Consider the following 22,457-nt stretch of genomic DNA (forward strand, 5'->3'; position numbering starts at 1 on the left):
AATCGCTGTACGAATATACAGTAACGTAATATTCGCAAGCCCGCCATCGGATAAACGTCAGCGCAGAAAGGCAACGACCTGGTCGGTGTCGAACGGCCAGTCCAGTTCCGCCCCGGTGTCCTTGCGCCGAAGCACCGGAATCCGCAGGCCGTAGTCTTCTGTCAGGTCATCTGGCTCAGTGATATCCACCAACTCCACCAGCAGCCCGTGTTCGACGAGCGGCATGATTTCGGCTTCGGCAATTTCACACAGATGGCAACCCAGGGTGCCGAACAGCTGGCATTCAGGAGGCATGACGAAAGAACCCGGTCAGAAAAACAAGTGACCATTCTAAACCCGCTCGCGCCGTGAAATCCCATTGCCGACAAAACACCTGATCCAGGTCACCATGGCCTATAACTGATTCAGCGATTCTCGCGGCTTTTTGCCCGTCCACCTGCAATGGAGATGCCTGTGTTTGCCAACCTGCTGATCATCCTGGCCTCATCCCTGGTGGTGATTGCGCTGTTTCGCCGGCTGCAACTGCCGCCCGTGCTGGGCTACCTGTGCGTGGGCCTGGCGGTGGGGCCGACTGCTTTGGACTGGGTGAACGACAACGAGGACCTGCCGGACTTGGCCGAGATGGGCGTGGTGTTTCTGCTGTTCTCCCTGGGCCTGGAGTTTTCCCTGTCGAAAATGTTCGCCCTGCGCCGCGTGGTGTTCGGCCTGGGCAGTTTGCAGGTGTTGGGATGCGGCGCCCTGCTCGGCGCTGCGCTGATGGGCTTGGGCCTGGCGCCGGGCATCGCGCTGTTACTGGGTGCAGGGTTGGCGTTGTCGTCCACGGCCATCGTCAGCAAGGAACTGACCAGTCTTGGGGAGATCTTCAGCAGCCACGGCCAGAATGCGATAGGCGTGCTGCTGTTCCAAGATGTGGTGGCGGTATTGCTGCTGACACTGGTGCCGGTGTTTGCCGGCAGCAGTGACCAAGCCTGGTACTGGGCATTGCCGCTGACCCTGGGCAAAACCGTGGTGTTGTTCGTCGGCCTGTTATTCGCCAGCCGCTGGTTGCTGCCGCGGTTGTTCCATGAGGTCGCCGCGTCCCATTCCGCAGAGTTGTTCGTGCTGCTGGCGCTGGTAATTGTCTTGCTCACCGCCTGGCTCACCCACCTGCTCGGCCTGTCCCCTGCCCTTGGTGCGTTTCTGGCCGGTATGTTGCTGGGCGAGAGTCATTATCGTCACCAGATAGAAGCGGATATCCGGCCGTTTCGCGACATTCTGCTGGGGCTGTTTTTCGTCAGCATCGGCATGTTGATCGACCTGCAGTTATTCGTCAGCCACAGCCTGTTGATCCTCGGCCTGACCCTTACGCTGATGTTGGTCAAAGGCTCTGTGGTGGCCGTACTGGTCAAGCTGCGTGGCAGCGACACTGAAACCGCCTGGCGCAGCGGCCTGGCCCTGGCCCAGGGTGGCGAGTTCTGTTTCGCGCTGATGGCGCAGATGCAGCAGAGCCGGTTGATTCCGGATGAGTTCAACGGCCTGCTACTGGCCGCCACGTTCTGCTCGATGCTGTTGACGCCGCTGCTGTTGCGCGCAGCGCCGGCCATTGCCCTGCGCCTGCATCGCAAGCCCAACCAGCAAGTGCAACTGGAGCACATCACCGCGCTCAACGCTCAGTTGCACGGGCACGCGGTGATTTGCGGTTATGGTCGGGTGGGACAATCGATCGGGCGGTTTTTGCGCCGCGAGCACCAGGCGTTTATCGCCCTGGATGACGACCCCGAACGGGTGCAGGAGGCCGCTACCAAGGAAAGCAGCGTGCATTATGGCGACTGCCGCCGGGGTGCCTTGCTCAGTGCCGTGGGCCTGGAGCGCGCGCGGTTGGTGGTGATCGCCGTCGACAACAGCGATGTCGCCCTGGTGGTGCTCAAGGAAGCGCGACGGATCAACCCACAGGTGCCGATCCTGGTGCGCACCCGTGATGACAGCCAGTTGGCTGAACTCAAGGCCGCGGGGGCCAGCGAAGTGGTGCCCGAGTTGCTTGAGTCAAGCCTGATGCTCGCGTCCCACGCCCTGATCCTGCTGGGCCTGCCGGACCAACAGGTACAGGCTCGGGTGGATGAAGTGCGGCAGAACCACTATCGCTTGCTGCACGGGTTTTATCCGCCGCCACACACTGATGAACAAGCGCCGATCAATCCTGACTGACCGCACCGATCTTGTGGATCGACAGGTCCGCGCCGTAATACTCCTCTTCCTGACTCAAGCGCAGCCCTTGCACGCGCTTGATCACGCCGTACACCAGCAAGCCGCCACCAAACGCCACCGACACGCCCAGGCCGGTGCCGATCAACTGGCTGATCAAGCTGACGCCGCCAAGCCCACCCAGGGTGGCCTGCCCGAAGATGCCGCAGGCGATGCCGCCCCACACGCCACACAAGCCGTGCAACGGCCATACGCCCAGCACATCGTCGATCTTCCAGCGTGCCTGGGCGGCGATAAAGCACCACACAAACAAGCCGCCTGCGACTACTCCGGTGACCAGCGCGCCCACCGGATGCATCAGGTCGGAACCTGCGCAGATCGCCACCAGCCCGGCCAAGGGGCCGTTGTGCAGGAATCCTGGGTCGTTACGGCCGATCACCAGCGCGGCCACGGTACCGCCAACCATGGCCATCAACGAATTGACGGCCACCAGGCCGCTGACCCCGTTGAGGGTCTGCGCACTCATCACGTTAAAGCCGAACCATCCCACGATCAGGATCCACGACCCCAGCGCCAGGAACGGGATGCTCGACGGTGCAAACGCCACCAGGCGCCCTTCGCGATAACGTCCATTGCGCGGCCCCAGCAGCAACACCGCCGCCAGCGCCAGCCAGCCGCCCATGGCGTGCACCACCACGGAACCGGCAAAATCGTGAAAACTGGCGCCAAAGCTTGCAAGCAGCCAGGCTTGCAGACCGAAATTGCCGTTCCACACCATGCCCTCGAAGAACGGGTAGATAAACGCCACGATCAGTGCAGTGGCGCACAACTGCGGCGCAAACTTCGCACGTTCGGCTATGCCACCGGAAATGATCGCAGGGATCGCCGCGGCGAAGGTCAGCAGGAAGAAAAACTTCACCAGGCCATAGCCATGATCGGCGCTGATGACGGCTGCCGGTTGCATGAAGCTCACACCGTATGAGATCCAATAGCCTATAAAGAAATAGGCCAGGGTGGAGATGGCGAAATCGCTGAGGATTTTCGACAGGGCGTTGACCTGATTCTTCTGGCGCACCGTGCCGACTTCAAGGAAGGCAAAGCCGGCGTGCATGGCCAGGACCATGACCGCGCCAATCAGGATAAACAGGGTGTTGGAACTGTGGACGAGTGTATCCACCGCACTTTGCAGATTTTCCATGGAGGTTGGCAGGCCTGCATCAAGGCAAAAAGCACCAAATCGGTTCAAGCTGAGGGTTGGCGCACTAAATGGGTACCACCGGCTTCGTCCCTCTTGGGAGGGCACGAACCGCTTTAGCGCAGCGATCAACACAACTGACCGTTGCCGACAGGGTTTTTCCGCGGGTTTTAGTTATTTAGGGTAAGGTTTTTCAAGGCTTGCGCCCCGACCGCCCATATTCGGCGCGGGCCTCTGAGCCTGCGCACCAATGCAAAGCAAAAGCTGTACCACACAATTGCAGTGAACCTTCAGCGAACGCCGCGACTCGAAACCACACGTACAGATCAGCCACACACGGAGACAACCATGGCCGGTAAAACAGCAAAGACTGCTCAAGAGATACTGATGGCGGATTTTCAAACCCTGGTCAGTGATACCGAAAGGTTGCTGGACGACACCGCAGTGCTGGCCGGCGATCAGGCCGACGAACTGCGCACCAAGATCCACGAGAGCCTGCTCAAGGCCCGCGAGACCTTGCAACTGACCGAAGACTCCCTGCGCGAGCGCGGTCAGGCGGCCATCACCGCCACCGAAGACTACGTGCAAGCCAACCCATGGCAGTCAGTCGGCATCGCTGCCGGCGTGGGCTTTTTGATCGGTCTGCTGGCTACAAGGCGCTAATCATGTCTATCGGCGAATCCAGCTCATCAACGAGCGCACATTCTTCGGCAAGCGGTTCCACCTCCCGACGCCTGGGCGCCGCTGTGCTGGGCTTGCTGCACAGCCATGTCGAGTTGTTTGGCATCGAATTGCAGGAGCAAAAGGCCCGCACTGTCAGCCTGTTGTTGTTTGCCGGTCTGGCGTTGGTGTTCGCCCTGCTGTTGCTGGTAGGGTTGTCGACGCTGGTGATGATCCTGGTGTGGGATACCGGCTACCGCCTGACGGGGATCATCTGCCTTTGCGTGTTCTATAGCCTGGCCGCGGCCTTCTGCGGTGTGCGCTTGAAAGCGGCGGTGTTCGATGAATCCACGCCCTTCCACGCCACGCTCGAAGAGCTGGCCAACGACCGGGAGCGCCTGCTGCCATGAGCATGACCGAGATCCCGAAAAATACCTCCCGCCGGGAAATGCGCAAGACGCTGATCCGCCTGCGCATGGAAATGCACCGCCAGGAAATCCGTCATGAGTCCCAGCAACTGATGGCCCCTCTGCAGAAAATGCGCAACATGCGCCACAACTGGCAGGACAGCCTGGGCATCAAGCACGCGCCACTGTGGGGCGTGGCGGCGGTGACGCTGATGGGCTTTTTCACCGGCAAGGGCGCCAAGGGCGGCAGTATCAGCAGCGTGACACGTCTGGTGCGGCTGGGTGCAGGGTTGATCCCATTGATCAAATTGGCCATGCAAGGCTCGCGCAAAAGTTAAACCTTTGCCGGCGTTTAGCGTGCCGATACCAGTGGCCCGGCCCTCGTCAACGGGTGCCGGGCCTTTTTTCGCCCGCACCGCCGACCTGTAGATTTTTGCTTGCTCCGCCACGCCGGAAACGGGAAGCTGGCGGATGTCATTCACCGAACGGAGAGTAGTTGCCTTGGATTGGCCCACCCTGCTGAACCGCGAACGCCTGGGAAAACCTCTGCACAGCCCTGAAGAACTGGGCCGCAGCCCCTTTCACAAAGACCACGACCGCATTATTTTCTCCGGCGCGTTCCGGCGCCTGGGCCGCAAGACCCAGGTGCATCCGGTATCGAGCAACGACCATATCCACACGCGCCTGACCCATTCGCTGGAAGTCAGTTGCGTCGGCCGCTCCCTGGGTATGCGCGTGGGTGAAACGTTGCGCGGCGCCCTGCCCGACTGGTGCGACCCGAGCGACCTGGGCATGGTGGTGCAATCGGCTTGCCTTGCCCACGATATCGGTAACCCGCCGTTCGGACACTCCGGCGAGGATGCCATTCGCCATTGGTTCCAACAGGCCGCCGGGCGCGGCTGGTTGGACGACATGAGCAGCGCCGAACGCAATGACTTTCTCAACTTCGAAGGCAATGCCCAGGGCTTTCGGGTACTGACCCAACTTGAATACCATCAGTTCGACGGCGGCACGCGGCTGACCTACGCCACCTTGGGGACGTACCTCAAGTACCCCTGGACCGCCCGCCACGCCGACTCGCTGGGCTACAAGAAGCACAAGTTCGGCTGTTACCAGAGCGAGCTGCCGATTCTGGAGCAAATCGCCCATAAGCTCGGCCTTCCCCAGCTTGAAGAGCAACGCTGGGCCCGTCACCCGCTCGTATACCTGATGGAAGCGGCCGACGACATCTGCTATGCGCTGATCGACCTGGAAGACGGCCTGGAAATGGAGCTGCTGCAGTACGCCGAAGTCGAGTCGCTGTTGCTTGATCTGGTGGGCGATGACTTGCCGCAGACGTACCGCCAATTGGGCCCGCTTGACTCTCGGCGCCGCAAGCTGGCGATCTTGCGCGGCAAAGCGATTGAGCACCTGACCAATGCAGCGGCGCAGGCCTTTGTCGAACAGCAGGACGCCCTGCTCGCCGGCACGCTGCCGGGCGATCTGGTCGAGCATATGCACGGGCCGGCGAAGCGCTGTGTGCTGGATGCCAAGGACATGGCGCGCAAGAAGATCTTCCAGGACAAGCGCAAGACACTGCACGAAATCGGCGCCTACACCACCCTGGAAATCCTGCTGAACGCCTTCTGCGGCGCGGCCCTTGAACAACATGGCGGGCGCACGCCGTCATTCAAGAATCGGCGCATTCTGGACTTGCTCGGCAATAGCGCGCCGGATCCGGCCTGGCCGCTGCACGCCTCATTCCTGCGGATGATCGACTTCATCGCCGGTATGACCGACAGCTACGCCACTGAAATGGCACGGGAGATGACCGGGCGCTCCAGCCCTCAATAACGATCCGATCAAGCCGCCCGTTCCCTGAAACGAATCGCCCTACGATGGGAACAGAGCGGCCTGATCGAATTCGTACAGGCACCCGAAGAATAATCACGCACGCTCCTAACGGGCCAGCCGCGCAATTCCTACCGCCCCCATCGACGCTTGCATCACTGTGTGCACTTTTATGCCCAGACACTCTCTTCGTATTCTTTTGGTGGAGGATCACCCTTTTCAACTTCTGGCCACCCAGTGCCTGCTCAAAAGCTTCGGCTTCGAGCAACTGACACCTGTGGAAAATGCCGAGCAGGCCATACACACGATGAGTCGGTCCGAACACCCCTTCGACCTGATGCTGTGTGACCAATGCCTGCCTGACCTGCCGGGGCTTGAACTGATCGAAATCGCCAACCGCCAGCGCTTCATCACTGGCGCCATTCTGTTAAGCGGCTTACCCACACAGGAATTGATCAACCTGAGCAGGCAAGCCTTGCAACGACGTCTTCCACTGCTTGGCTATTTGTCCAAGCCCTTGAACAAAGATGAGCTGGAAAGGCTAATAGGTTAATTTTTAACTCTCTCATGTAGGAACTTAAACACCATTTTCAACGAAAAACACTATAAGGTCCGTCGTAAAATCCAAGGCCCCGTTTATTGGCGCAACCACCTTCAAATTGTTGATATACCCTGTAACGTCCCCCTAACAACTTGTAGGCTTTTGCCTTATTAAACGTAGGAACTTTCCTGTTTTGCATTTACTCCCTGTGAGCTTCATGCTGAGCCCTCATCTTCTGAGCTAATGTGCCCGCTTTATTTGCACCAGCATGGAATGTGATTATGAACTCAGTTTTTATTATCGATGACCACCCGGTAATCCGGCTTGCCATTCGAATGTTACTGGAGCATGAGGGTTACAAGGTCGTCGGCGAAACAGACAATGGGTGCGATGCGATACAGATGGTCCGCGAATGCCTTCCAGACCTGGTGATTCTCGACATCAGCATCCCGAAACTCGACGGCCTTGAGGTGCTCTGCCGATTCAACGCCATGAACACCTCGATGAAAACCCTCGTGCTCACGGCGCAATGCCCTACGCTGTTTGCCACGCGATGCATGCGCTCGGGTGCCGAGGGCTATGTGTGCAAGGAAGGGGACTTGAGCGAGTTGCTGAGCGCCATCCGTGCGGTCCTGTCCGGTTACAACTACTTCCCCAGCCAGGCGTTGAACGGCCCCGGAACGGAAGGCCTGGATGTACAAGAACTGGAACTGTTCAAGACAGTCAATGACCGGGAGCTGATGGTCTTGCAACTTTTTGCACAAGGCCGCACTAACAAGGAAATAGCCAAAGGCATGTTTTTGAGCAACAAGACTGTCAGTACTTATAAAAAGAGGTTAATGCAAAAACTCAAAGCCAAATCCTTGGTAGAACTCATCGAGATGGCAAAACGAAACGCGCTAGTGTGAGAAAGCGGATGCCCAGGCGTATAAAGGACTATCTGATTATATTGAGTGCCGGTCTGTACTTCAGCACTGCCGTGCTCGCAGAGCACCAAACAAACCCGGAACGCTTCACCTTATTGAGTCGTGCGGGAGCCGTTCAACTCGGCACTCATTTTGACAAGGCTCAGCACCAGTGGCTACAGAACAAACGCGAACTGGTGCTGGGCACCTCCGCGCCCGATTACCCGCCATTCGACCTGACGTCCAGCGGCTATGATTATGAAGGGCTGACCGCCGATTACGCGGGGTTGTTGGCCAAAGCACTCTCCTTGCCGGTCAATGTAATGCGCTACCCGTCCCGGGATGCTGCCATTCGAGCCTTGGAAACCGGGGAAATCGACTTGTTGGGCTCATCCAACGGTTTTGAGGCTGCGACACCGAACCTTATCCTCTCTGAACCCTACGCCGTGGACCAACCGGTACTGGTCACCCGCGAGGGAGAAACCCGTAGCCTCAACGAGGGCCTGGACGGGCTGCGCTTGAGCCTTGTCTACCATTACCTGCCGCTCAATGAGGTAGAAAAGCTGTACCCCAAGGCCATCATCCGCGCCTATCCGTCTTATCAGAACGCCTTGAATGCGGTGGCCTTCGACCAGGCGGATGTGTTTCTGGGTGACACCATTTCCACCCACTACATGATCAACAAGGGTTATCTCAAAAACATCCGCATGGCCAATTTCGGCAAGCATGAGGCTTATGGTTTCAGCTTCGCCATGCGTGAAGATAACCGCGTGCTGCTGAGCATTGTCGACGCGGTCCTGGCTGCGGTCCCCATCACCGAACGAGACAGCATCGCCAAACGCTGGAGCGCCGGCAGCGATATCCTGCTCACCGACAAGAAATTGCAACTGACCCAACGCGAAGAGCGCTGGCTTAAAGAGCATCCGGTGGTCAAGGTGATCGTCAATGAAACCTTCGCGCCTCTCACGTTCTTCGATGCGGACGGCAACTTTCGCGGCATTACCGCCGATCTCCTGGAGCTGATTCGCCTGCGCACCGGCCTACGCTTTTCGATTGTACGCGGGCGTGATGTCAACGCGATGATCGATCAGGTCACCAGCCAGAAGGTCGATATGATCGGGGCCATTGTGCCGAGCAACACAAGGGACTCGCAGCTCAATTTCAGCCGACCCTACCTGGAAAACTCCTACGTATTGTTGACACGCAAGGAGCCAGGGCCACCCGCGAACATCGCACAAATGGCAGGAAAGCGCCTGGCGATAACCCAGGGCAACCCCTTGATCGAGACCTTGACCAACGATTTCCCCCAGGTTCACCTGGTCGAAACCAGTGATACTTTCAGGGCATCGGAGTTACTCGCACAGGGCCAAGTGGATGGCGCAGTGAGCACACTGGTGATCGCCAACTACCTGCTGTCTTCCAAGGCTTTTCAGGACAAGCTGCAGATCAGCGCCAGCATTGGCACTACGCCGGCAACTTATACCCTGGCGACATCGCGCCACGCCACGGAACTGAGCTCGATCCTCGACAAGGCGCTGCTCAGCATCGCCCCGGATGAAATGGGCGTGATCAACAGTCGTTGGCGGGGTTACACCGCCGCGTCCGACAGCTACTGGCGCAACTACCATCAATTGATATCTCGAATCATCATCGGTACCGGGCTGTTGCTACTGATTTCCCTGACCTGGAACGCCTACATGCGGCGCCAGATAAAACACCGCAAAATGGCCGAACGGGCCCTGAACGACCAATTCGAATTCATGCGTGCGCTGGTCAATGAAACCCCCCATCCGATCTACGTGCGTGACCGCAACGGCCTGCTGCAAACCTGCAACGACAGCTACCTGCAGGTATTCGACGTCAAACGCGAAGACGTGATCGGCAAAAGCGTCACCCAGATGAGCATGGCCCTGGAGTCGGAGGCGGCGCAATACCATGCCGACTATCTGCGCGTAGTGGCCGAGGGCATTCCGCTGATCCTGGATCGCACATTGCATATCCACGAGCGCAAACTGACGATCTATCACTGGATCCTGCCGTACCGCGACTCCACAGGCGAAGTCCAGGGCATCATCGGCGGCTGGATCGACATCAGCGACCGACGCGAGTTGTTTGATGAGCTACGCGCCGCCAAAGAGCGGGCCGATGAGGCCAATCGCGCCAAGAGCACGTTCCTTGCCACCATGAGCCACGAGATCCGTACGCCCATGAACGCCGTGATCGGAATGCTCGAACTGACGCTCAAGCGCGCCGATCAAGGGCATCTCGACCGCCCAGCCATCGAAGTGGCGTACAACTCGGCCAAGGATCTGCTGGAGTTGATCGGTGACATCCTGGACATCGCGCGTATCGAGTCCGGCCGTCTCAGCCTGGCGCCGGAGCGCGTCAACCTGCGCGAGGTGATTGAGTCGGTGGTGCGTGTCTTCGACGGTCTGGCACGCCAGAAAACCCTCAGCCTGCTGCTGGAATTCAAGCCCGACCTGAACGATATCGAAGTGCTGATAGACCCTCTGCGCTTCAAGCAAGTACTGTCGAACCTGGTGAGCAACGCGATCAAGTTCACCGAGCAAGGCCAGGTGAAGATCAAGGTGGAAGTACAGCCGACCCAGGCACCGGAGCAGATCGAGCTGAAGCTGGTGGTGGAAGACACCGGCATCGGCATCAGCAGGGAGGATCAACTGCGTCTGTTCGAACCCTTTGCCCAAGCGGACAATTCCGGTCAACTGGCCAGGAGCGGCGCGGGGCTGGGGCTGGTGATCTGCCGCAGCCTGTGCGCCATGATGGGCGGCCAGTTGAGCCTGAGCAGCGTGCCCATGGTAGGTACCCAGGTGCACGTCAACCTGAGCGTACCCCGCCTGCAAACGATCACGGTGGTGGGTGAGCAACAGCCTGAAGCACCGGCCGCCACTCGGGTGCTGAATGTACTGGTGGTAGACGACCACCCGGCGAACCGCCTGCTGATGTGCCAGCAACTGGGCTACCTGGGTCATCAATTCACTGCCGCCGAGCACGGTGCTGCAGGGTTCCAGGCCTGGCGCAAGGAGCATTTCGACCTGGTGATCGCCGATTGCAACATGCCCATCATGAATGGCTATGAGCTGAGCCGTTCAATCCGTGAATATGAGCAACGCGAGCAATTGGTACCTTGTGTGGTGCTGGGCTTTACTGCCAACGCCCAGCCAGAGGAAAGACAACGTTGCGTGCAGGCCGGCATGGATGACTGCCTGTTCAAGCCCATCAGCCTGACCGTACTGGAACGGCAACTGGCGCAAATCGCTCCCAAACCTGCGAACCAGCGCCTGAACCTCGAGTGCCTGCAAGCGTTGACCGGCGGCGACCCGCAATTGAGTCGACGCCTGCTGGAGGAGCTGCTGAGCAGCAGCCGTGACGACCGTCAGGCGCTTGTCACGCTGTTGAACCGGCAGGCCCCCCCCCCGAGATCATTGAACAAGCCCACAAAATCAAGGGCGCTGCCCGTATCGTTCAGGCCCATTCATTGGCTGGGCAATGCGAAGCGCTGGAGCAAACCTGCGCTCGCAATGAAGAGTGGGCAACCATTGAAACCGGCATCAAGGCGCTGGAGCATCTCATGCTGGAACTGGAGAGGATGCTGCAGATTCAACTGGCCGAGCTGCAAGGCCAATAAACGCCCGGGCCCGCAACGGCAGGAGCGAGTCACTCGCTCCTGCACTCCTCTGCCGTGGCTCCCAGGTTCAGCAGTCGGTCAGCCGCAGGAAAATCGCCGCCAGCCGTTCAATCCCTGCCTGGTCCTGAGGTGTAAAACGGGCCAGCGAGGGACTGTCGAGGTCAAGCACGCCAATCAGCTGACCGTCTTTGACCAATGGCACCACCAACTCACTGTTCGAGGCGCTGTCACAGGCGATATGGCCTGGGAACGCATGCACATCCTCTACTCGCTGGGTTTGTCGTGAAGCCGCAGCAGCGCCACATACGCCACGGCCGAACGGGATACGTACGCAGGCTATCTGACCCTGGAACGGCCCAAGCACCAGTTCTTCATTGCGATTAAGGTAAAAGCCTGCCCAGTTCAGGTCATCGAGCTGGTTGAACAGAAACGCAGAAAACTGTGCACTGTTGGCAATAAAGTCACGCTCATCCGCCAGCAATGACTCCAGTTGTGCACACAGCATGGCGTAGCCATCAAGACCGCTGCCGGCCTGTTGCAAATCGATCATGGTTGACGTTCCAGCAATTTAAGACCTACCCAGTAACGGGCAAACTGATAGGCACAACGGCCATTGCGGTTACCGCGCCCTGTGGCCCAGCGCACCGCGAGTACATCAAGCTGCTCATCGCGCTGCCACTGCAAGCCGGCCTTGCCGGCCAACTCGCCGATCCAGTGTTCCACCACATCCAGGAAATGCTCCTGGGAAAACGGATAGAACGACAGCCACAAGCCAAAACGGTCAGACAAGGCAATCTTGTCCTCTACCGCCTCGCTCGGGTGCAACTCGCCATCCACACGTTTCCAGTTGTCGTTGTCGCTCTGGTTCTCCGGCACCAGATGACGGCGGTTGGACGTGGCATACAGCAGCACGTTTTCCGGCGCCTGCTCCAGGGAGCCGTCCAGCACGCTTTTGAGCACGCGATAATCGCCTTCGCCGGCTTCGAACGAGAGGTCATCGCAAAACAAAATGAAGCGCTGCGGCAGTTTTATCAACTGTTCGACCACGCGCGGCAGGTCGGCCAGGTGGTCGCGTTCGATTTCGATCAAGCGCAGACCCGCCGTGGCGTGCTGAGCCAGCAAGGCGCGCACCATGGAAGACTTGCCGGTGCCGCGAGAACCCCACAGCAGCGCATGGTTGGCGGGCAGGCCATCGAGGAACTGCTGGGTATTACGCGCCAGTTGTTCACGTTGCTTGTCGACGCCAATCAGGTCCGACAAGCGCATATCCAGGCTCACTTCCAGCGGCAACAGGAAGCCACTGCGACCTTCACGCTGCCAACGAGCGGCCAGGCATTGGCGCCAGTCGATGGCTTGGCGCGGGGCCGGCAATAAGGGTTCCAGGCGAGCAAGTACGGCGTCGGCCCGCTCAAGGAAGGCATTCAATCGAGAATCCATGATTATTCCTCTGGCAAGTTCTTGTAAAAGATGGCGTATTGGCAACCCTGCGGCAGACCGCATGAGGCTGCGTCAAAAAACGATTCGTGCCCGGCAAGCAGAAGCTTGGGGATGTTCAGCTATGCTTGCCGGGCGAAAGGAAACGTGAAGTGGTTCAACACTCGATGGATATCAAGTTCGCCCACCGCTTGTCTTATAAACAAGCCAGATTGACTGTGCTGGTCGGTTTCGTGTTGGGAACCTTGCTCAGTCTGATCCAAATCGGCATTGATTATGCCAGTGAAGACGCATCCATCAACCGTGAAATACGCTCACTGATTGAAATCAGCCATAACCCCGCGTCGCGTATCGCCTACAACATCGATGCCGAACTCGCCCAGGAGCTGACCCTGGGCCTGCTGCACTCCCCTGCCATCACCCGTGCGCAGCTGATCGACAACAATGGCGCGGTGCTGGCCGACGTCAACCGCCCGCGCAAAGAAAGCAACTATCGTCCGGTCAGCGATTTTCTGTTTGGCGCCAATCGTCAGTTCGAGGACCGACTGTTTCTCAACCATATGCCCAACGAATCCCTCGGCGTATTGCGCCTCGACGTTGATACTTATGCCTTTGGCAGCCGTTTCCTGCATCGCGCCGAGATCACCCTGCTCAACGGATTTACCCGCAGCCTGCTGCTGACCGGGATCTTGCTGGGCTTATTCTACGTAATGCTCACGCAACCGCTGGTACGTATTATCCGAGAGTTGAGTACCCGCAAACAGGCACGCCTGGATTGCCCGCCGGGGCATGAGCACGACGAAATCGGCGTATTGGTCGACGTCGCCAACCAGCAATTTGAAAACATGGAAACCGAGATCCATCAGCGGCGTCACGCCGAGGACCGCCTCACCGAATACCTGGGCCAATTGGAAAATATCGTTTCGGCGCGCACCCTTGAACTCAAGGCCAGCAACCAACGCTTGAGCCAATCCAATGATGAACTGGAAGCAGCCAGGATGACCGCGCTGGGGATGGCACAGGCACGGGCCGCGTTCCTGGCCAATATGAGCCATGAAATCCGTACGCCGCTCAATGGCCTGCTGGGGATGATTGCACTGTCGCTCGACAGCCCACTGAATGCCGAGCAGCGCCAGCAACTGTCGATCGCCCATGACTCGGGCAAAGTGCTGGTCGAATTGCTCAACGATATTCTCGATCTGTCCAAGTTCGATGCCGGCCAACTGGAACTGGAACATATCCCCTTCGACCTGGGCTCACTGGTGGAAGACACTGCCAACCTGCTGTCGCAGAATGCGGCGCCGAGTGTCGAGCTGACGTGCCTGATTGATCCACAGTTTCCCGCCCAGGTCATCGGCGACCCGACCAGGGTGCGGCAAATCGTCAGTAATCTGCTTTCCAATGCCTTGAAGTTCACGCGCTTCGGCCGGGTCGATGTGCGCCTGCGTGCCCTGGAAGGCAGGGTCAATATTGAAGTCTGTGATACCGGCATCGGTATCGCCCAGGAAGCCCAGGTGAAAATCTTCCAACCCTTCACCCAGGCCGGTGCGGGCATCACCCGTCAATTTGGCGGTACGGGTTTGGGACTGGCCTTGACGCACAATCTGTGTGAAGCCATGCAAGGCCGCTTGAGTATCAGCTCGGAGGTGGGCTTTGGCAGCCAGTTCTGCGCCGACCTCCCGCTACCCACCCATTTACCTGCCACGCGCTATACACCGCTCACAGGTGATGTAATCGCCATCACCCATGCCGGTGGCGGGTTGACAGAGCTGCTCACCACCCTGCTGCCCTCTTGGGGGCTGACACCAAGGTGCTATTCCCAAGACGATGATTTGAGCGCACTGGCCCCTGACCTGTTGATTACCGACTGCCCTGAATGCTTGTTCCGCTTGCGCCCGGCAATCAGCGCGCCGATTCTGCTGGTCACCGCCTATGGCAACTTCATGCCCAGTGAAGAAGTCGCGGCGCTGGCACCGCTGCAGCAACAAGCACGCCCATTGAGCCGTAACGCGCTGTACCAGATCCTGCAACGCAACCTGCGCAGCAGCACGCAACCGATCCTCGACCCGATCCAGATGGAAGCCGCGCCGCTGGCTCACCGCGCGCGCATCTTGTTGGTGGAGGACAACGCGGTCAATCAACTGGTGGCCAAGGGGATGCTCAGCAAGCTGGGGTGTGAGGTGATTGTGGCTGCCCATGGTGGGGAAGCGCTCAAGCTGCTTGAGGACCAGCGCTTCGATATGGTGCTGATGGACTGCAACATGCCGGTGATGGATGGCTACGAGGCCAGCCGGCAAATTCGCCGTAGCGGGCGCTGGCCAGACCTGCCCATTGTCGCCTTGACCGCCAATGCCCTGTCCGAAGAGCGCGAGCGTTGCCGGGCGGCGGGCATGAACGATTACCTGGCCAAGCCGTTTCGCCGCGAAGAGCTCCATGCGCTGCTGGAGTTGTGGGTACCGACGACGACAAGCCTCTGAGGCTGCGCCCGCACTATCGTGGTCATTTGAGCAAGGCTTCGATCTCCTGGCTCAGGTCCTGTGGCTTGGTCGTTGGCGCAAATCGCTTGACCTGCTTGCCGTCGGGGCCGATGAGGAACTTGGTGAAGTTCCACTTGATATTCTTGGAGCCCAGCAGCCCCGGGGCCTGCTTTTTCAACTGTACGAACAATGGGTGGGCATCGCTGCCATTGACGTCGACCTTCTTGAACAGCGGAAAACTGACACCGAAGTTCAGCTCGCAGAACTCGACTATCGCGCCTTCGTTACCCGGTTCCTGCTTGCCGAACTGGTTGCAGGGAAACCCCAGCACCACCAGCCCCTGGTCCTTGTAGCGCTGCCAAAGTTGCTCCAGGCCCTTGTACTGGGGGGTGAAGCCACATTTGCTGGCGGTGTTGACCACCAAAATGGCCTTGCCGGCGAAATCGGCCAGGGTCTTTTGCTCACCCTTGATGGTGGTGCAAGGGATGCTCAGCAGGGAGTCGCTCATGGCAATGCCTCAATTCAGGGGAAGAAGTGATACGCGTACGCTTGACCGACTGGCATTCGGGCCTGTTTATCGCTTCAAGCCGAGCGCGGCACCAGGTCCAGGCACACCGAGTTGATGCAGTAGCGCAGGCCCGTCGGCGGCGGCCCGTCCGGGAACACATGCCCCAGGTGTGCGTCGCACTTGGCGCAGGTGACTTCGGTACGAATCATGCCGTGGCTGACGTCACGAATTTCGATCATCGCGCTGTCGGCAATCGGCGCGTAGAAGCTCGGCCAGCCGCAGCCGGAATCAAACTTGGTGGTCGAATCGAACAGCGGCTCATTACAGCAGATGCAGTGATACACGCCGTCGGTCCTGGTGCCGTTGTACTTGCCGCTGAAAGGCCGCTCGGTGCCCTTGAGGCGGCACACGTTGTACTGCTCAGGGTCGAGCATGGCCTTCCACTCATCAACGGTTTTCTGCAACTTTTCCATCGGTACACCTCGGCAACTGAAAAACCCTGATCTGTGTCTTTTCCATGGATCAGGCGGCACGTATGATTGCGCCTCTTCAAAACGCCAGTCTGGCACCCGCGCCATCGGCATTCAAACGTATTTATGGGGGCGAACCGCGCAGGATTCACCCTACGGTAGTGTCTACGCCGTCTGAATCGTTCATTTTCAGGATCACATCGCCATGCAGGTCAGCAAATCGAACAAGCTCGCCAACGTCTGCTACGACATTCGCGGCCCAGTGCTCAAGCACGCCAAGCGCCTGGAAGAGGAAGGCCATCGCATCCTCAAGTTGAACATTGGCAACCCGGCGCCGTTTGGTTTCGAAGCGCCGGACGAAATCCTCCAGGACGTGATCCGCAACCTGCCGACCGCCCAAGGCTACAGCGACTCCAAGGGCCTGTTCAGTGCACGCAAGGCGGTAATGCAGTACTACCAGCAGAAGCAGGTCGAAGGTGTCGGCATCGAGGACATCTACCTGGGCAACGGCGTGTCCGAGCTGATCGTGATGTCGATGCAGGCGCTGCTCAACAATGGCGATGAAGTGCTGGTGCCGGCACCGGACTATCCGCTCTGGACCGCTGCCGTGACCCTGGCTGGCGGCCATCCGGTGCATTACCTGTGTGATGAAGGCGCCGACTGGTTTCCGGACCTGGCCGACATCAAGGCCAAGATCACCCCCAACACCAAGGCGCTGGTGATCATCAATCCGAACAACCCTACCGGCGCCGTGTACTCCAAGGAAGTGCTGCTGGGCATGCTTGAACTGGCACGCCAGCACAACCTGGTAGTGTTCTCCGACGAGATCTACGACAAGATCCTCTACGATGACGCCGTTCACATATGCACCGCCTCCCTGGCTCCGGACCTGCTATGCCTGACCTTCAACGGCCTGTCCAAGTCGTATCGCGTGGCGGGCTTCCGCTCCGGATGGATCGCCATTTCCGGCCCCAAGCATAATGCCCAGAGCTACATCGAAGGCATCGACATGCTGGCCAACATGCGCCTGTGTGCCAACGTGCCGAGCCAGCACGCCATCCAGACCGCCCTCGGCGGCTACCAGAGCATCAATGACCTGATCTTGCCCCAGGGTCGCCTGCTGGAGCAGCGCAACCGCACCTGGGAGTTGCTCAACGCGATCCCCGGTGTGAGCTGTGTGAAGCCTATGGGCGCGTTGTATGCGTTCCCGCGGATCGACCCGAAAGTCTGCCCGATTCTCAACGACGAGAAGTTCGTGCTCGACCTGCTACTGTCGGAAAAGCTGCTGGTGGTCCAGGGCACTGCGTTCAACTGGCCATGGCCGGATCACTTCCGCGTGGTGACTTTGCCACGTGTGGATGACCTGGAAATGGCCATCGGTCGCATCGGCAACTTCCTGAAGTCCTATCGCCAGTAAGGAAATTGACGCTGTACGACTCACATTGGGTCGTACAGCGATTATCTGGCAACACTTCTTTCTCGCTTACGCGCGGTGGTAGTTCACTCAGCCCCTGCCTGAGGCGTGCCCCCTGTAATCACGGGGCGGCAAGGCAAACTCACGCCGGTCATGGCCGACAATACAGGTCGGAAAATCCCTTCAGGGCCTTACGTTCACGCTGTAGGACACAGTTTGAAATAGTCGCTCGGTTGAATCACCCCATGCGGCACCTTATATACCCCGCAGTACGCGACATATTAAGCATGAGGAGAACCCTACAACCATGATGCGCATCCTGCTGTTCTTGGCCACTAACCTGGCGGTCGTGCTGATTGCCAGCATCACCCTGAGCCTGTTCGGCTTCAACGGGTTCATGGCGGCCAACGGGGTTGACCTGAACCTCAATCAGCTGTTGGTTTTCTGTGCGGTCTTTGGTTTTGCCGGCTCGCTGTTTTCGCTGTTCATCTCCAAGTGGATGGCGAAGATGAGTACCAGCACCCAGGTCATCACTCAACCTCGCACTCGCCATGAACAATGGCTGATGCAAACCGTGGAGCAGCTATCTCAAGAAGCAGGCATCAAAATGCCCGAAGTGGGGATTTTCCCTGCCTATGAGGCCAACGCCTTCGCTACCGGCTGGAACAAGAACGACGCGCTGGTGGCCGTAAGCCAGGGCTTGCTGGAGCGTTTTTCGCCCGATGAAGTCAAGGCGGTGCTGGCCCACGAGATCGGTCACGTGGCCAACGGCGACATGGTCACCCTCGCGCTGGTACAGGGCGTAGTGAACACCTTCGTGATGTTCTTTGCGCGGATCATCGGCAACTTTGTCGACAAGGTCATCTTCAAGAACGAAGAAGGTCGCGGCATTGCCTACTTCGTGGCGACCATCTTCGCCGAGTTGGTGCTGGGCTTCCTGGCCAGCGCGATCACCATGTGGTTCTCGCGCAAACGCGAGTTCCGCGCAGATGAAGCCGGCGCACGCCTGGCGGGCACCAGCGCAATGATCGGCGCGCTGCAACGCTTGCGCTCCGAACAGGGCCTGCCGGTGCATATGCCGGACAGCCTGACGGCCTTTGGCATCAACGGTGGCATCAAACAGGGCATGGCTCGCCTGTTCATGAGCCACCCGCCGCTGGAAGAGCGGATCGACGCACTGCGTCGTCGGGGCTGATAACCCAGGCAAGACAAAAAAGGGGCGATTGAATCGCCCCTTTTTCGTGGACGTGATTTACCGCCTGGTCAGCCGATAAACACGCTCATCAAGCCGAGTAACGCCGTCCGCCTTGAATTTGCTGCTTTCACTCAAAATGTCCCGCTCTTGCAGCGTGACCACATTCCAGTGCGGGCCCAGCAACGACTGCACTTCCTCATCCGGGACGGCGAAAGGCGGGCCAGCCCTTTGTGCCTGGTCGTAGTCGACAGTGATCAACAACCCCTCACAGACGGGGGTCAGCAGGGTATCGAGATGCTCGGTGTATCGCGAGCGCATTGGCTGCGGCAAGGCGATCAGTGCCGCACGGTCATACAGCGCTGTGCAATCAGCCACTGCACTTGAGTCAAGGGCGAAGAAGTCACCGCACCACACTTCGACCAGACCCGCCTGATACACCTTGAACACGCCTCTCTGATCGATCTGCGGCGTAAGCCCCTGCTCGCTGAAGAACGCCTCAACGGCTTGATCAGACACCTCCACACCCATCACGCGATGCCCGCGATCCGCCAACCACTTCATGTCCAGGCTCTTGCCACACAAAGGCACGAAAACCCTGGCACCATCAGCCAGGCCCAACGTTGACCAATGCCGCTGCAAGTAAGGATTAACGTCGGACTGATGAAAACCGATCTGATTGGTTGCCCAGCGTTCCTGCCAAATTTTTGCGTCCATGCATCACCTTGAAAAAATCGATCAAAAGACACTAAATCTTATATTAGATCTCGATTAATGATCTGAATGAAGATAGCGCCATATTATTCTTCAGGACCCCTCTTATGCTCCCCAGCCTGTTTATCTCCCATGGCTCCCCGATGCTGGCCCTGCAACCCGGTGCCAGCGGCCCGGCGCTGCAGGCCCTGGCAGCCGCGTTGCCACGGCCCAAGGCGATTGTGGTGGTATCGGCGCATTGGGAAAGCCACGAGTTACTGGTGAGTGGCAGCGCCGCGCCCGAAACCTGGCACGACTTCGGCGGCTTCCCTCGCGAACTGTTTGCGGTGCAATACCCTGCGCCGGGTGATCCACAGCTGGCAAATGAAATTGTCGAGTTATTGCAGGCTGACGGCCTGACTGCACGCGTCGACAACCAACGGCCCTTCGACCATGGTACATGGGTGCCCCTGTCGCTGATGTACCCGGCGGCGGATATTCCGGTGGTGCAAGTCTCCCTGCCAAGCCGCATGGGCCCGGCTTTTCAAACCCGGGTTGGACACGCCCTCTGCAGCCTGCGCGATCAAGGTGTGCTACTGATCGGCTCCGGCAGCATCACCCATAATCTCGGTGAGCTGGACTGGCGCGCCGGGCCGGAAACCATCACGCCATGGGCGCTAGCCTTTCGCGACTGGGTGGTCGAAAAACTCGCTGCCGGTGACGAAACAGCCTTGCATGACTATCGCCTCCTGGCGCCCCATGCAGTGCGCAGCCACCCCAGCGACGAGCATTTGTTGCCGCTGTACTTTGCGCGGGGTGCCGGAGGTGATTTCAGCGTGGCACATCAGGGCTTCACCCTCGGCGCCTTGGGCATGGACATCTACCGCTTTGGCTAACGCAGATGCACAGCCTGAAATCCCAGGCAAAAAAAATCCCCGAACCAGTCGGGGATTTTTTATGTGCGATCAATCAGCCCAGAGGCGGATCAATCTTCGCGGTAGCGACGCAGTTTGAGCTGCTTACCGGCAACGCGAGTGTCTTTGAGCTTGGCCAGCAGTTTTTCCAGGCCATCCTCCGGCAGCTCCACGAGGGAGAAGCTGTCACGTACCTGGATGCGACCGATGGCTTCACGCGCCAGGCCACCCTCGTTGAGGATAGCGCCCAGCAGGTTCTTGGCAGCGATACCGTCACGCGCACCCAGCGCGGTACGGCAACGAGCACGACCTTCAGCCAATGGAACCGGAGCACGACGCTCACGATCGCCACGTTCTGGACGGTCGCCGGAACGCTCTGGACGATCACCGCGCGGGGCGTTGTTCGGTACCAGTGGGCGCTCTTTCTCGATGGCAGCCAGGGTCAGGGCTTGACCATTGGTCGCTTTGCGCAGCAGGGCTGCAGCCAGGGCACGCGGGGTGCAACCGATATCGGCGGTCAGGCGGTCCAGCAGGTCGCCGTGGGTCGATTCAGCGTCAGCCACCAATGGCGCCAGGCTGTTGGTCAATTTCTTGATGCGAGCATCAAGAACGGCCTGGGCATCCGGCAGGCGTACTTCGGCAACTTTCTGACCGGTGACACGCTCGATCACTTGCAGCATGCGGCGCTCGCGCGGAGTCACCAGCAGCAGTGCACGACCTTCGCGACCCGCACGGCCGGTACGGCCGATACGGTGAACGTAGGACTCTGGATCGTACGGCATGTCAACGTTGAACACGTGGGTGATACGTGGAACGTCGAGGCCACGGGCAGCAACGTCGGTCGCCACAACGATGTCCAGACGGCCATCCTTGAGGGAGTCGATCACGCGCTCACGTTGGTTCTGGGCGATGTCACCGTTCAGCGCAGCGGCTTTGTAGCCTTTGGCTTCCAGGGCACTGGCCAGGTCCAGGGTCGCTTGCTTGGTGCGCACGAACATGATCAGGGCGTCGAAGTCTTCGACTTCCAGCAGGCTCAATACAGCCGAGGTCTTCTGGTCAGCGTGAACCAACAGGTGAGCCTGTTCGATCGCGGTAACGGTCTGGGTCTTGGTCTGGATCTTCACGTGTTGCGGATCGCGCAGGTGGCGTTCGGCAATGGCACGGATCGACTGCGGCAGGGTAGCCGAGAACAATACGGTCTGACGGGTCGGTGGCAGTGCCTTGAAGATGACTTCCAGGTCATCCATAAAGCCCAGCTTCAACATTTCGTCAGCTTCGTCCAGAACCAGGTGGTTCACGGTCGACAGGACTTTCTCGTCACGACGCAGGTGGTCGCACAGACGGCCCGGGGTGGCGACAACGATCTGTGCGCCGTTACGGATAGCCTTGAGTTGTGGGCCCATCGGCGCGCCGCCGTAAACGGCCACAACGGTTACGCCTGGCATTTGCTTGGCGTAGGTTTCAAAAGCGGTTGCTACTTGCAGCGCCAACTCTCGGGTTGGCGCCAGGATCAGGGCTTGCGGCTCGCGCTTGGCAGGATCGATGCAATGCAAAATAGGCAGGGCGAACGCGGCGGTTTTACCGGTACCGGTTTGCGCCTGGCCAATCATGTCCTGGCCGGCCATGATGATCGGGATCGATTGCTGCTGAATAGCCGAAGGTTCTTCGTAGCCAGTCGCGATGACAGCGGCGAGAATGTTCGGGTTAAGATTAAAAGCGGCGAAGCCGCCGGTTTCCTGGGTCATGGGTCTGCCTCTAAGTGCATCCGCAAAGACCCATGCTCCAAAGCTGCGCGTGCCGTGTTGAGACTCAAGAGTCGCCCTGGCTGCTTTGTCGGCGGGGATTTGCGAAAACGAATGAATGAAAAAGATTCGTCAAGGGAGAGTCCGCTGTGCGGACGTGCAGCCGAAGCTGACTTCGGGGAATTGCGCTACCTAAACGCGGCCCGGTTAAAGGCCGGCGCGCACTATACCGGAAATAGCTGAAAAAG

19 protein-coding genes and 1 pseudogene are annotated in these 22,457 nt (G+C 59.0%); 12 read left to right on the forward strand and 8 right to left on the reverse strand.

Features of this window, described 5'->3' with window-relative positions; genetic code table 11:
- Positions 1-57 precede the first annotated feature (57 nt).
- Positions 58-294: a glutaredoxin family protein gene (locus tag JH25_RS21555; protein ID WP_005786480.1), complete on the reverse strand. Its 237-nt coding sequence runs from the start codon at positions 292-294 to the stop codon at positions 58-60.
- A gap of 153 nt (positions 295-447) precedes the next feature.
- On the opposite strand from JH25_RS21555, the gene JH25_RS21550 reads away from it, so the two are divergent.
- Positions 448-2,184, forward strand: coding sequence for a cation:proton antiporter (locus JH25_RS21550; RefSeq protein WP_164699500.1), 1,737 nt, complete (start codon positions 448-450; stop codon positions 2,182-2,184).
- On the opposite strand, the gene JH25_RS21545 is transcribed toward JH25_RS21550, so the two are convergent.
- Complete coding sequence (locus tag JH25_RS21545) at positions 2,171-3,379, reverse strand: ammonium transporter (RefSeq protein WP_032877119.1); 1,209 nt, start codon at positions 3,377-3,379, stop codon at positions 2,171-2,173. The two genes, JH25_RS21550 and JH25_RS21545, sit on opposite strands and share 14 nt — an antisense overlap.
- A gap of 345 nt (positions 3,380-3,724) precedes the next feature.
- Here JH25_RS21545 and JH25_RS21540 point away from each other — a divergent pair, with 345 nt between their 5' ends.
- The 7 genes and pseudogenes from JH25_RS21540 (at position 3,725) to JH25_RS0126915 (ending at position 11,365) form a co-directional block, all read left to right on the forward strand.
- Complete coding sequence (locus JH25_RS21540) at positions 3,725-4,039, forward strand: DUF883 family protein (protein WP_005786475.1); 315 nt, start codon at positions 3,725-3,727, stop codon at positions 4,037-4,039.
- A gap of 2 nt (positions 4,040-4,041) precedes the next feature.
- Complete coding sequence (locus JH25_RS21535; protein WP_005786473.1) at positions 4,042-4,446, forward strand: phage holin family protein; 405 nt, start codon at positions 4,042-4,044, stop codon at positions 4,444-4,446.
- Complete coding sequence (locus tag JH25_RS21530) at positions 4,443-4,781, forward strand: hypothetical protein (RefSeq protein ID WP_032877120.1); 339 nt, start codon at positions 4,443-4,445, stop codon at positions 4,779-4,781. The genes JH25_RS21535 and JH25_RS21530 overlap by 4 nt, the downstream gene beginning before the upstream one ends.
- Before the next feature lie 163 nt (positions 4,782-4,944).
- Positions 4,945-6,276, forward strand: a complete 1,332-nt coding sequence (locus JH25_RS21525; protein WP_005786469.1) for a deoxyguanosinetriphosphate triphosphohydrolase — start codon at positions 4,945-4,947, stop codon at positions 6,274-6,276.
- A gap of 169 nt (positions 6,277-6,445) precedes the next feature.
- Positions 6,446-6,826, forward strand: a complete 381-nt coding sequence (locus tag JH25_RS21520; RefSeq protein ID WP_032877121.1) for a response regulator — start codon at positions 6,446-6,448, stop codon at positions 6,824-6,826.
- Between the two features lie 269 nt (positions 6,827-7,095).
- Positions 7,096-7,722 (forward strand): response regulator transcription factor, encoded by a 627-nt coding sequence (locus JH25_RS21515; RefSeq protein ID WP_005786466.1) that lies wholly within the window; start codon positions 7,096-7,098, stop codon positions 7,720-7,722.
- 8 nt (positions 7,723-7,730) lie between these two features.
- A pseudogene (locus JH25_RS0126915) lies at positions 7,731-11,365 on the forward strand (transporter substrate-binding domain-containing protein).
- 67 nt (positions 11,366-11,432) lie between these two features.
- On the opposite strand, the gene JH25_RS21510 reads toward JH25_RS0126915, so the two are convergent.
- Positions 11,433-11,915 (reverse strand): GAF domain-containing protein, encoded by a 483-nt coding sequence (locus tag JH25_RS21510; RefSeq protein ID WP_032877122.1) that lies wholly within the window; start codon positions 11,913-11,915, stop codon positions 11,433-11,435.
- Entirely contained in the window at positions 11,912-12,802 is an 891-nt protein-coding gene (locus JH25_RS21505) for an ATP-binding protein (RefSeq protein WP_032877123.1), read from the reverse strand. The genes JH25_RS21510 and JH25_RS21505 overlap by 4 nt, the downstream gene beginning before the upstream one ends.
- Before the next feature lie 164 nt (positions 12,803-12,966).
- Between JH25_RS21505 and JH25_RS21500 the strand changes: the two genes are divergently transcribed.
- Positions 12,967-15,276, forward strand: a complete 2,310-nt coding sequence (locus JH25_RS21500; protein WP_032877124.1) for a hybrid sensor histidine kinase/response regulator — start codon at positions 12,967-12,969, stop codon at positions 15,274-15,276.
- A 22-nt stretch (positions 15,277-15,298) separates the two neighbouring features.
- On the opposite strand, the gene JH25_RS21495 is transcribed toward JH25_RS21500, so the two are convergent.
- Together JH25_RS21495 and msrB are read right to left on the reverse strand one after the other, a co-directional pair.
- Positions 15,299-15,784 (reverse strand): glutathione peroxidase, encoded by a 486-nt coding sequence (locus tag JH25_RS21495; protein WP_032877125.1) that lies wholly within the window; start codon positions 15,782-15,784, stop codon positions 15,299-15,301.
- A gap of 74 nt (positions 15,785-15,858) precedes the next feature.
- Positions 15,859-16,257, reverse strand: coding sequence for a peptide-methionine (R)-S-oxide reductase MsrB (msrB, locus tag JH25_RS21490; RefSeq protein ID WP_005786454.1), 399 nt, complete (start codon positions 16,255-16,257; stop codon positions 15,859-15,861).
- Between the two features lie 202 nt (positions 16,258-16,459).
- On the opposite strand from msrB, the gene JH25_RS21485 reads away from it, so the two are divergent.
- Positions 16,460-17,671 (forward strand): pyridoxal phosphate-dependent aminotransferase, encoded by a 1,212-nt coding sequence (locus tag JH25_RS21485; protein WP_003189906.1) that lies wholly within the window; start codon positions 16,460-16,462, stop codon positions 17,669-17,671.
- Between the two features lie 304 nt (positions 17,672-17,975).
- On the forward strand, positions 17,976-18,863 hold the full coding sequence (htpX, locus tag JH25_RS21480; protein ID WP_005786451.1) for a protease HtpX: 888 nt from the start codon (positions 17,976-17,978) through the stop codon (positions 18,861-18,863).
- Positions 18,864-18,920: 57 nt separating this feature from the next.
- Here htpX and JH25_RS21475 read toward each other — a convergent pair whose 3' ends face one another.
- Positions 18,921-19,577, reverse strand: coding sequence for a thiopurine S-methyltransferase (locus JH25_RS21475; RefSeq protein WP_032877126.1), 657 nt, complete (start codon positions 19,575-19,577; stop codon positions 18,921-18,923).
- A 104-nt stretch (positions 19,578-19,681) separates the two neighbouring features.
- Between JH25_RS21475 and JH25_RS21470 the strand changes: the two genes are divergently transcribed.
- Positions 19,682-20,449: a DODA-type extradiol aromatic ring-opening family dioxygenase gene (locus JH25_RS21470; RefSeq protein ID WP_032877127.1), complete on the forward strand. Its 768-nt coding sequence runs from the start codon at positions 19,682-19,684 to the stop codon at positions 20,447-20,449.
- A gap of 89 nt (positions 20,450-20,538) precedes the next feature.
- On the opposite strand, the gene JH25_RS21465 is transcribed toward JH25_RS21470, so the two are convergent.
- Entirely contained in the window at positions 20,539-22,212 is a 1,674-nt protein-coding gene (locus JH25_RS21465) for a DEAD/DEAH box helicase (RefSeq protein ID WP_005786445.1), read from the reverse strand.
- Positions 22,213-22,457 lie beyond the last annotated feature (245 nt).

The sequence above is a fragment of the Pseudomonas sp. BRG-100 genome, assembly GCF_000737955.1.
GTDB lineage: Bacteria > Pseudomonadota > Gammaproteobacteria > Pseudomonadales > Pseudomonadaceae > Aquipseudomonas > Aquipseudomonas synxantha_A.